Below are 10,598 nucleotides of genomic sequence, written 5' to 3' on the forward strand. Positions count from 1 at the left end.
GTGGGTATGTTTATATGAGAGTGGGGGTGGGCCGACAGAGGCACTGCCGGCCCACCCGCACCATGGTTGCGCAACCACACCAGGAACGGAACCCCGCATCCGAGGGGGCGGGCCGGCGGCCGGCTACTCCTGGGTCGGACCGAGATCCGGGGTGTCGCGCAGATCGACGCCGGCGTCCGCGGTGGCGTGCAGTTCGAGCACGACGATCTCGTTGGCTCCGGCCCGCAGTACCGGCCCCGGCACATAGAGCCGCCGCTGCGGGCCGCGCGACCAGTAGCGGCCCAGGGGGAAGCCGTTGATCCAGGCGCTGCCCTTCGTCCATCCCGCGAGATCGAGGAAGGTGTCGGCGGGCTCCTCCACGGTGAAGGCGCCGCGGTAGAAGGCGGGGCCGACCGGGGCGGCCTGCGTGGGGCGGTAGGCCGGCGCGCCCGGGTCAGCGAGGCCGATCGGGCGGCTGGTCCACTCGCCGAGCGGCTCGCCGTTCAGCCGCGCCTCGCCGAGCAGGCCCTTGCGGTCGGCGATGCCGGGGCCGTAGTTGACCCGCCCCTGGTTCTCGACCAGCACCTCCAGCCGCGCGCCCGCGGACGGCACGGTGAAGGTCAGCACCCGGTGGTCGCTCTCCCGCTCCAGGACGCCGACCGGCTGCCCGTCGACGAAGACCTGGGCCCGGTCGCGGACACCGTCGAGCCGCAGGTGGGCCGGCCCCGCGGCGGGCAGCCGGGCGGCGTAGAGGACGAAGCCGAAGTCCTGCCCCAGTTCCTCCATGGCCAGCGGGCGCGGTCCTGCCACCGCCTCGCCCAGCCGGTCGGCGCAGGCCAGCAGCGACGCGCTCTCCCCCAGCCGGATGCCGGGCACGTTCAGCTTCCTGGACGGTTCGGGGGCCGGGGCGTCGGGGACGGGCGCGTGGCGGGCGATGACCTCGCGGAAGGCGGCGTATTTCGGCGTGGGGTCGCCGGACTCGTCGAGCGGCGCGTCGTAGTCGTAGGAGGTGACGGTCGGGCGGTAGGTGTGCTTGCGGTTCGCGCCGTTGGTGAAGCCGAAGTTGGTGCCGCCGTGGAACATGTAGAGGTTCACGCTGGCTCCCGCGGTCAGCACCGCGTCCAGTTCCGCCGCGGCGTCGGCGGCGCTGCGGACGGTGCGGGCGGCGCCCCAGCGGTCGAACCAGCCGCTCCAGAACTCGGTGACCATCAGCGGCCCCTGCGGCTGGTGGGCGCGCAGCGCGGCGAGGTGCACCGCGGCGCCGGTGTCGAAGTTCACGGTGGCCAGCACCCCGGGGATGCTGCCGCGGGCCAGGTCAGCCGGCTGGTCGCAGGTGAACAGCGGGACGTCGACGCCGTGCCCGCGCAGCAGCCCGGCCAGGTGCGTCAGATAGTCCTGGTCGTCGCCATGGGCGCCGTACTCGTTCTCGACCTGCACCGCGAGCACCGGTCCGCCGCGGGTGGCCAGATACGGCGTCAGGCACGGCAGCAGGGCGCCGAACCAGGCGTCCACCGCGTCCAGATAGCGCGGGTCGGTGCTGCGCAGCCGGATCCCTGGCTCGGCCAGCAGCCAGGACGGCAGCCCGCCGCCCTCCCATTCCGCGCAGATGTACGGTCCCGGGCGCAGCAGCACGTGCAGGCCCTGCTCCGCCGCCAGGTCCAGGAAGCGCGGCAGGTCGAGGCCGCCGTCCATCCGCGTCGCGCCGGGGGCGGGCTGGTGGAGATTCCACGGGATGTAGGTCTCGACGGTGTTCAGGCCCAGATGCCGCGCCTTCGCCAGCCGGTCCGCCCACTGCCCGGGATGCACCCGGAAGTAGTGCAGCCCGCCGGACAGGATGCGGAACGGCTCGCCGTCGAGGAGGAAGCCGTCGGGGTCGATCCGCAGTTCGGGCATGGGGGATCGCCTGCTCTTTCCGGGTCGGCGCCGGAGGCGGCCGGGGAGATGTTTGCGTAACCATCAACGGCTGCGAGTCTGCCCAGCCGGTGAGCGGCATGTCAAGGCGCCGCCCGGCGGCCCGCGGGCGCGTACGGCGATACGCCGTCAGGAACGCCCGGACGGCTCGGCGGTGCTGCCGCGCAGGACCAGCCGGGTCGGCACCAGCGTGGTGCCGGTCTCCTCCCGGTCGTTGCGGATCTGCCGCAGCACGCCCTCCACACAGCGCCGTCCGACCTCGGAGAAGTCCTGGTGGACGGTGGTGAGCGGCGGGATGAAGGACGACGCCTCCGGAATGTCGTCGAAGCCGACGACACTGACGTCCTGTGGCACGCGGCGGCCCCGCTCGGACAGCGCGCGCAGCAGGCCGAGCGCCATCTGGTCGTTGGCGGCGAAGGCGGCGGTGCAGTCCCGGTCGGCGGCCAGCCGCAGCCCCGCCCGGTAGCCGGACTCGGCGGACCAGTCGCCGCGCAGCGGCTCCGAGGCCGCGCGGCCGCGTTCCCGCAGGACCGCGCGCCACGCCTCCACCCGGCGCTCGGCCGAGTAGGAGTCGGCCGGACCCGCGATGTGCCGCACCGTGTGGTGCCCGAGGGCGAGCAGGTGCTCCACCGCCGTCCTGGCGCCGCCGACCTGGTCGGTGTCGACCACGCAGTAGCGGTCGCCGGCGTTGGAGTCGACGACGACGACATGCGCGCGCGGCGGCAGCGTCACGGTGGCGGCGTCCAGCAGGTGTGCCTCCATGAGGATGACGATGCCGTCCACGGCCAGTTCGCCCAGCCGGGTGAACGCCCCGCGCAGGCTGTCCTGGGTGGGCACGGCCACCGGCAGCAGCGTGATCGCGTAGCCCTCGGCCGCCGCGGAGGTCGCGATCGCCTCCAGCGTGCGGGTGTTGCCGGTGGTGGACAGGTTGAACATGATCACGCCGATGGTGTGGAAACGGCCGCTCTTGAGCGCCCGGGCGGCACTGTTGGGCCGGTAGCCCAGCTCCTTCATCGCGGCGAGCACCTGCTGCCGGGTGGACTCCACCACGCCGGGGAAGCCGTTGGACACCCGGGAGACGGTCTGCGCGGACACACCGGCGAGCCGGGCCACGTCGGCCATCGACGCCCCGCGCCGGCGCGGGGCCGAGGAGGGCTGCGCACCCCCGCCGCCTGCCGTGCCGGCCGTACCGCTCTTCTCCACGCTGCTGCTCGCACCTCGTACGGGATCGACCTACGTGCCGGCGCCGGCACGTGGACAAGACAGTCTAGGGCCTGCCGGTCCGGATCTTCGCGGCGCCGCGGCCTCGCCGGGGGATGCGTGCGCGGACCCTTGACGGGCCCGGCCGGCCGGGCAACACTCCCCTCACAGCACGGATGTTTACGCAATCATCCACGAGTGAGCGAGCACTCCCCCACCCTTCCTCTCCCTGCGAGGTCGCCATGCTCCTCTTGTCCGGCACGTCGTCATGGACGGCGCGTGCGCGTCAGCGATGGCTCTGGTGCCTCTGCGCCGCCATGGCGGCACTGCTGCCGGCCGTCGCCGCACCGTCCGCGCACGCCGCCGCCACGAGCACCTTCACGCCCGGGGCCGCGTGGCAGGACAGCTCGGGCACGCCCCTCCAGCTGCACGGCCTGGGCATCGTCAAGTCCGGCTCGACCTGGTACGGCTTCGGCGAGAACAAGGCCGGCGAATCGTCCTCGAACGCCGCCTTCCAGTCCATCACCTGCTACAGCTCGTCCGACCTGTCGCACTGGGCCCGCCAGGCCGACGCCCTCACCCGCCAGGGCAGCGGGGACCTCGGCCCCAACCGTGTCGTGGAGCGCCCCAAGGTCATCTACAACGCCACGACGCACACCTATGTGATGTACCTGCACATCGACAGCAGCAGCTACGGCGAGGCCAAGGTCGGCGTGGCCACCAGCGCCACGCCCTGCGGCCCGTACACGTACCGGAGCAGCTTCCAGCCGCTGGGCTTCCAGAGCCGTGACATCGGGCTGTTCCAGGACAGCGACGGGTCGGCGTACCTGCTGACCGAGGACCGGGCCAACGGCCTGCGCGTCGACCGGCTGTCGGCCGACTACCTGTCGGTCACCGCCACCGTGCAGACGCTCCCCGACTACGAGGCGCTCGCCATGGTCAAGGCGAACGGCCGCTACTACGTCTTCGGCTCCTCGCTGTCCGGCTGGTCCACCAACGACAACGTCTACGCAACCGCCACTTCGCTGACGGGCCCCTGGTCCGCCTTCCGGCCCTTCACCCCCGCCGGCACCCACACGTACAACAGCCAGACCGCCAACGTGATCCCGGTGCAGGGCGCCTCCGGCACGGCGTACGTCTTCGCGGCGGACCGCTGGACCACCGGCGACCTCGGCTCCTCACCGATGGTCTGGCTGCCGCTGGCCCTCAGCGGCGCCACCGCCGAGGCCGGCTGGCAGAATTCCTGGACCCTTGACGTCACGGCGGGCACCTGGACCGGCACCAGCAACCCGGCGGACGGCACCCGCCGCCTGACCTCCGCGGGCAGCGGCAAGGTGCTCGACGCCGTGGGCCAGGCCACCGCGGACGGCACCGCGGTGGACCAGTGGAGCGCGAACGGCCAGCAGAACCAGCAGTGGACACTGCACAGGACCGGCGACAACGTCTACACCGTCACCGGCGCGGGCAGCGGCAAGTGCCTGGAGACCCCGGACGGGTCCGCCGACACCGGCACCCGGCTGGACATCTGGACCTGCAACGGCGGCAGCAACCAGAAGTGGGCCCTCCAGGCCACCGGCAACTACACCTCCGCGTCCGGCGCCGGCTACGTCCTGGTGAATCTCACCAGCGGCCTGCTCGCCGACGTCGTCAGCGCGTCCACCGCCGACGGCGCGCTGGTCGAGCAGTGGAGCGCGACGGGCGGCGCCAACCAGACCTGGACACTGGGCTGAACGGCGCCCGCCGCGGGCACCGCCCGGGGCCGGTGCCCGCCGCGTAGGACGCAAGGATCGGGCGCGGCCCGGAGGGGGCCGCGCCCGATCAGGGGGTGTCGCGGGGTGTCAGACGCTCCCGACGCCGTTCGCGTAGCCCTTCATGTTGAAGGTGCCGAAGCCGTTCTGGACGGGGTCGCCGGCGTTGTTGATGCAGTGCAGGATGCCGCCGCCTCCCGCGCCGTTGAGGCAGACCGTCATCAGGTCGGTGAAGACGACGCCGGGGGTGTCGGGGACCTCGTAGGCGCGGTCGGTGTAGATGTTCGCCTCCAGGTTGAAGAAGCAGTAGCTGCCCAGCCCCCAGGCGTGGTGGTCGGTGACCCGGTCGCCGACCTTGTAAGCCGCGTAGCCGTTGGAGGCGCCGTGGACCCAGGCGGCCTGGGTGGGGACGTCGTAGGGGTGCTCGTTCTGGAAGAAGTACGTGCGGCCGTGGTTGCCGTTCCAGAGCACCTCGTACTTCTGGTAGTGCTCCACCGCCAGGGCGTAGGCGGTGACGTGGTCGCCGTTGACGAGGAAGCCGGTGTCGGCCGGGTTGACCGACCATCCGACGGTGCCGTCGTCGCCGTGGTCGGCGCGCCAGAGCCAGATGTTGTCGCAGATCACGTCGTTGCTGTCGAGCTGGACGCTGACGGTCGCGCCGCCGGGCAGCGCGCCACCGATACGGGCGTAGACGTCGAAGAGCGCGGTGGGGTCGGCGGTGTGCCTGATCCGGCTGGGGCCGTGGCCGACCCGGAGCAGTACGGGGGTGCGGGCCGAGGCGGCCTCCAGGAGCACGCCGGCGACGGTGACGCCGCCGACGTCGGCGACCTCGATCAGGGAATTGCCGTGCGTGGACTGGAGGGTGGCCAGGCCCAGCCCGAGGATGACGGTGCCGGGGCGGGTCACCCGCAGCGGCGAGGACAGCGGGTGGATGCCCGGGGTGAACAGGACGTGCCGGCCGCGGGCGAGTGCCCGGTTGATCTCCGTGGCGGAGTCGCCGGGCTTGGCAACGTGGAAGCGGGACAGCGCGATGCTGTGTCCCTCGGCCCGCCGGTGGGCCCAGGTGGTGCCGACGCTGTCGCGGCGGAGCGCGGGCACGAAGACGCTGTAGGAGCCGTGCCGGTCCACGGTCAGGAAGGGCTTCTCCCGGACGACCGGGGTCCGGTCGACCACCGTGAAGGGCGGGGTGGGGAAGCTCTGGGCGGGGGCGCCCTGGGTGCCGACGAAGACCATGTTCCAGTTGGAGCCGGTCCAGCTGCCGAAGGTGTCGTTGCGGGACAGCCACTGCTGCTGCGAGCCGGACTCGACCTGGCCGTCCACCACGCTGTCGGCCAGGAAGCCGCCGCTGGACCACTGGTTGCCGGGCGGGCTCGGCCACAGGGTCATGTTGCCCTTGACGTGGACGCGGCGCATCGGGCCGGCCTGGGCGACGGCCCAGCGCTCCAGCCCGTCCGGCGGCACGATGCTCAGGTTCTCCGCGGCACGCCAGAAGTTCTGTGTGCCGTTGCCCTCCAGCCACTGGGCGTCGACCGTGACGTGCCCGTTGATCACGACGTCGTCGGGGCTGTCGCCGAGCCCGAGCACATGGGTGTAGAAGCCGACGTTGACGTCGACGTGGTAGGTGCCCGGCTTGAAGGCCAGCGCGTACCGCTCCGTGCCGAACTGGTTGGACTGCTGGGTGGCGAAGACGGCGTCGACCTTCGCCTGGATCGCCGCGTCGCCCATGGACGGGTCGAAGACGAGGACGTTCGGCCCCAGGCCGGCGTCCCGGTGTGCGGGCGAGGAGGCGACGGCTGACCCGGTGGAGATACCGCCGGCCAGCGGCACCGCGGCGGCGGCGACTGCTGCCCCGCGGAGCATGGTGCGGCGAGTGGGAATGACGGTCACGGCTCTCCCTGGAGTGGTGGGTGGGGAGGAGATGTGCGGCTGGTCCTGGGCCGCGTGAGAGCGCTCTCAGAGACGGAGTGAATCATCGTGCCCATGCAGCGTCAATACGGGCGACGGTCATAACTCGGTTGGGCGCGAAGGGCGGACGGTCCGGACACGGCGGTGCCGCCGGGGCGGCTTGCGCGCCCGGCGGCACCGTCGTCGTGGGAGCAAGCCCGGATCACGAGGTCCAGATCTGGACCTCGGAGATCTGGCCGGCCGGCCAGCCCGTGTTGGCCGTGATGTTCACCCGGAAGTAGCGCTGGGTGGTCGCAGGGAAGGTGAGGGTCACCGTGTTGCCCGTGGCCGGATCGAAGGTCCGGGCGGCCGACGCCAGCACGGTGGTGAACGCACTGTTGTCGGTGCTGCCCTGGACGGACAGCGTCTGGGTGCGCGCGCCCCAGCCCGCGGGGAGCTGCAGGACGATCCGGCCGGCGCTGCGCGCCGCGCCGAGGTCCACCTGCACCCACTGCGGGAAGGCGCTGTTGGCGCTCTCCCAGTAGGTGTCCTGGTTGCCGTCCGTCACGTTCGACGCGCTGTACGTCTGGTTGACGCTGGCCGCGCTCGCGGACTTGCCCGCCGCCAGGTTTGTGTTGGCGGGGGCGCCGGCGGCGAAGGCGAGGGAGTTGAGGTTCCATCCGCCGTTGTCCTGGTTCAGCGTCAGGACCTGCTGCCCGGCGGGGAGGGTGACGGTGGCGGTGGCCGTGCCCCAGGTCTGCCAGTCGCCGGTGGCGGGTACGGTGACCGCGCCGCTCAGGTTGGCGCCGGCGGCGTTGGACAGGTGCAGCGCGCCGCTGACGGCGGCGGGGGCGGCGACGCGCAGGTTCAGCGAGTAGGTCCCGGCCGTGGCCACGTTGACGGTGTAGCGGAACCACTGGCCGCCCGTGGTCCAGCCGAGGTTGTAGCCGCCGCCGGTGTCCGAGGTCGCCTCCAGGTCGACGCCGTCGGAGCGGTAGGAGTTGGCATTGCCGTTGACCGAGGTGACGTTGTAGGCGACGCCCTGGCCGCCGGTGTCGTAGTTCTCCGCCTGCACGGTGCCGGGGACGGCGGCGGGGGTGCCGCCGTACGGGGCCTCGGGCGTCGTGGTGCCCTGCCAGCTGTTGTTGCTCAGCGTGGCGGTGAAGCCGCTGGAGTTGTTGACGTACGCGGTGTTGCCCGGCTTGAGTCCGGTCAGGGTGTTGCCGGTGATCGTGGCGGAGCCGGTGGGCGCGGGGTAGAACGGCGGTGAGATGGCGACGCCGTTGCGGCCCGGGTTGGTGATGGTGGTGTTCTGCAGCTGGGTGTTGGTCGAGGTGGAGAAGCCGACGGCGTCGTAGAGCGAGTTGGCGACGGTGTTGCCGGTGGCGGTGACATGGTCGACCGTGCCGGTGTTCTGGCCGTCGCCGCCGTTGCCGATGTGCAGGGCGGGCTGGCCCTGGCTGTAGGCGTTGCCGCCGGACCTGACCACGACGTTGTCCGACACGGTCGCGGAGAGCAGGTCGCTGCCGTTGACGCCGAACCGGCCGGCCCCCAGGCCGATGTAGCGGGCGGTGTCGCTGATGTAGTTGCCGCTGACCAGGTGGCCGCTGCCGCCGTAGATCCCGATGCCCTTGCCGCCCCACGGTGCGATCGTGGTGTTGTGGGTGAAGGTGATGTTCGTCATCGGGTTGTAGTACGTCTTCGAACCGTCGCCGTTGGTGTTGTAGTTGACCGAGTTGATGGCCATGGCGTCGTCGCCGGTGCCGCGGACGAAGTTGTTGGTCGCGGTGAGGTTGTTACCGGATGTCGCGTTGAGCGAGACGTTGTTGAGGTTGATCCCGTCGGCCCAGATCGACGTCAGACGGCTGTTCTTGACCGTTCCGCCGGTACCGGAGGCCCAGAAGCCGGACATGGTGTGCTGGGTCCAGATGCCGCTGGCCACCCAGTTGGTGCCGGTGGTGTCCATCGCGCCGCCGTCACCGCCGATGGTGCTGCGGCTGACCGCGTTGGCGTCGATGTGGAAGTCCTGGACGGTGCACGAGGTCACCTGGAACAGCGCGCCCAGCGGGGTGCTGTTGGGCACCGGCACATCGCGGTAGACGGTGCTGTACCACTGCCCGGCCCCGGCGATCGTGATGCCCGTGGCGGTCAGCCCCGACGTGCCCTTCACGTAGAAGGTGCCCTGCGGGATCCACAGGATCTTGCCCTGCGACTGCGCCTGGCCGATGCAGTTCTGGATGGCCGCGCGGCTGTCGGCCGACGCGCTGTCGGCCGCGCCGTTGGTGGGCGTGTTGTCCGCCACCGCGCCGCAGCTGGTGATGGAGATCGAGTTCGCGGGCTGCGGGAGCGGCGCCGGCGGGTTCTCCACGTCTACGACGTCGACGTCGTAGAAGGCCGCGGTGTTCGCCGAGTCCTTCACCAGGGAGAAGGTGCTGCCCGCAGCGATCGGCGCGCCGGTGACGAAGGCGTGCGACTCGTCGAAGAACACCCGCGGGCTGCCGTCCGCCGGGTTCTGGTTGTCGCTGGTGTTGTAGTTGTTGTTGCCCTCGTAGACCCAGGTCTGCTTGGAGTTGAGGTTCAGCGCCTGCCGGAATGTCCCGTTGACGTACAGGTCGAGCGTCCCGGTGATCCCGCCGCCCGACGCCGAGTCGGGGATGCTGGCCCGGATGTTGAGGTAGCTGATCGGCTGCCCGGTGGCGTTGGTCCACTGCACGGACTGCCCGGTGCCGGCGAGGTGGGCGTACGCGTGCCCGGACGCCTCAAGTGTCGCGCTCGAGAACTGCGTCGTCGGCGCCGCGGTCAGCGACACCGCCGTGGCGCCCCCGCCCAGGGCACCCGCCTCGGCCTCATAGCTGGTGAACGGCGTCGTGGCACCCGCCGCGGCTGCCGCGGCCGGGGCCGCGGCGGGCGACGGCGCACGGACGGCCTGCGCGGTGCGCGCGGCCTGTCCGGTGTGCGGTGCGGCGGCGCCGGCCGGCGCGGCCGGCGTCCACGCCACACCGGTCACGGCGGCCAGGGCGACCACGGCCGCCGCCGCACGGCGCCGGACGGAGTCCAGGCGCATACCTCTTGAGAGCCCTTGCATCGGGTGCTCCTCGGGAATCGGAAAGGCCTCGGCGCCCGCCGGGGCCCGCACACAGCTCGGCACCCCCGCACCGCCGGCGGCCTGGCGGCCCCCACGTGCGGTGCCGGGACCGGTGATCTTTTCGCGGCTCCGCGACACTGACATGCCGTCAGGCACCGTGCCCGGCTTGAATCACGCACACCGTACAGAGCACCGCAGGGGCCCACAAGGCTCCAGACACAAGATATGAACGGAATCGAGGAAAACTCGCGCAACCCGCTGGAAGAATCGTGGCACAAGTGGTCACATACGTGAGCGGGCAGCACGGACCGCGTGACCGGCACCGCGCGGGCCCCGCCCGGCACGGTGGCCGCAGGAGCAGGTCACGCCGATCGCGTCATCGCGGGTCGTACGGAAGAGCCGGCCCGCCTGACGGGAAGGCAGCCCGGTTACCCGTTTGCGGGGATGCGGCGGGACATATGCGCCATGAGTCGGCCGGCCGCTGATCGGAACACCGAATGGCGGTCGCTGACAGCGGGCGGGATCCGAAAGCCGAGAGGCGAGGCCACCGCGTGGTGTGCAGGTAATTCCGGCCACCGGAATCCGAAAGGCCGATCCGTCCGCCAGGGCCGAAGCGCGGAATAGCGCGGGGGCAGGTGCCCATTCGGGCCGGGAAGCCGGGAAGCCGGTGAGAGCGGACGGGGTCGGCCGGAATTCGTCCGGCATGGCTCAGACGGGATCGGGGGGGGGGGGGGGGGGGGGGGGGCCCCCCCCGCCAAAAACAAAAACCCCCCCCCCCCCCCCCCCGGCGG

General features: G+C 71.8%; 5 protein-coding genes. 1 reads left to right on the top strand and 4 read right to left on the bottom strand.

What is annotated here, in order from left to right:
• Positions 1 to 123 precede the first annotated feature (123 nt).
• Together V7E46_RS08315 and V7E46_RS08320 are read right to left on the bottom strand one after the other, a co-directional pair.
• Positions 124 to 1,872, bottom strand: coding sequence for a glycoside hydrolase family 35 protein (locus tag V7E46_RS08315; protein WP_333767816.1), 1,749 nt, complete (start codon positions 1,870 to 1,872; stop codon positions 124 to 126).
• A gap of 147 nt (positions 1,873 to 2,019) precedes the next feature.
• Positions 2,020 to 3,012: a LacI family DNA-binding transcriptional regulator gene (locus tag V7E46_RS08320; RefSeq protein ID WP_333767857.1), complete on the bottom strand. Its 993-nt coding sequence runs from the start codon at positions 3,010 to 3,012 to the stop codon at positions 2,020 to 2,022.
• Between the two features lie 395 nt (positions 3,013 to 3,407).
• Here V7E46_RS08320 and V7E46_RS08325 point away from each other — a divergent pair, with 395 nt between their 5' ends.
• Complete coding sequence (locus V7E46_RS08325) at positions 3,408 to 4,820, top strand: RICIN domain-containing protein (RefSeq protein WP_333767817.1); 1,413 nt, start codon at positions 3,408 to 3,410, stop codon at positions 4,818 to 4,820.
• A gap of 108 nt (positions 4,821 to 4,928) precedes the next feature.
• On the opposite strand, the gene V7E46_RS08330 is transcribed toward V7E46_RS08325, so the two are convergent.
• Together V7E46_RS08330 and V7E46_RS08335 are read right to left on the bottom strand one after the other, a co-directional pair.
• Positions 4,929 to 6,725 carry an adenylyl cyclase gene (locus V7E46_RS08330; protein ID WP_333767818.1) on the bottom strand — a complete coding sequence of 599 codons (1,797 nt, stop codon included), beginning with the start codon at positions 6,723 to 6,725 and terminating at the stop codon, positions 4,929 to 4,931.
• A 220-nt stretch (positions 6,726 to 6,945) separates the two neighbouring features.
• Positions 6,946 to 9,786, bottom strand: a complete 2,841-nt coding sequence (locus V7E46_RS08335; protein WP_333767819.1) for a discoidin domain-containing protein — start codon at positions 9,784 to 9,786, stop codon at positions 6,946 to 6,948.
• Positions 9,787 to 10,598 lie beyond the last annotated feature (812 nt).

It is taken from the genome of Streptomyces sp. IBSBF 2435 (genome assembly GCF_036815005.1).
Lineage (GTDB): Bacteria > Actinomycetota > Actinomycetes > Streptomycetales > Streptomycetaceae > Actinacidiphila.

Coding starts and splice junctions, on each gene's coding strand:
- V7E46_RS08315 (WP_333767816.1), bottom strand. CDS start 1,872: ATGCCCGAACTGCGGATCGACCCCGACGGCTTCCTCCTCGACGGCGAG.
- V7E46_RS08320 (WP_333767857.1), bottom strand. CDS start 3,012: ATGGCCGACGTGGCCCGGCTCGCCGGTGTGTCCGCGCAGACCGTCTCC.
- V7E46_RS08325 (WP_333767817.1), top strand. CDS start 3,408: ATGGCGGCACTGCTGCCGGCCGTCGCCGCACCGTCCGCGCACGCCGCC.
- V7E46_RS08335 (WP_333767819.1), bottom strand. CDS start 9,786: ATGCGCCTGGACTCCGTCCGGCGCCGTGCGGCGGCGGCCGTGGTCGCC.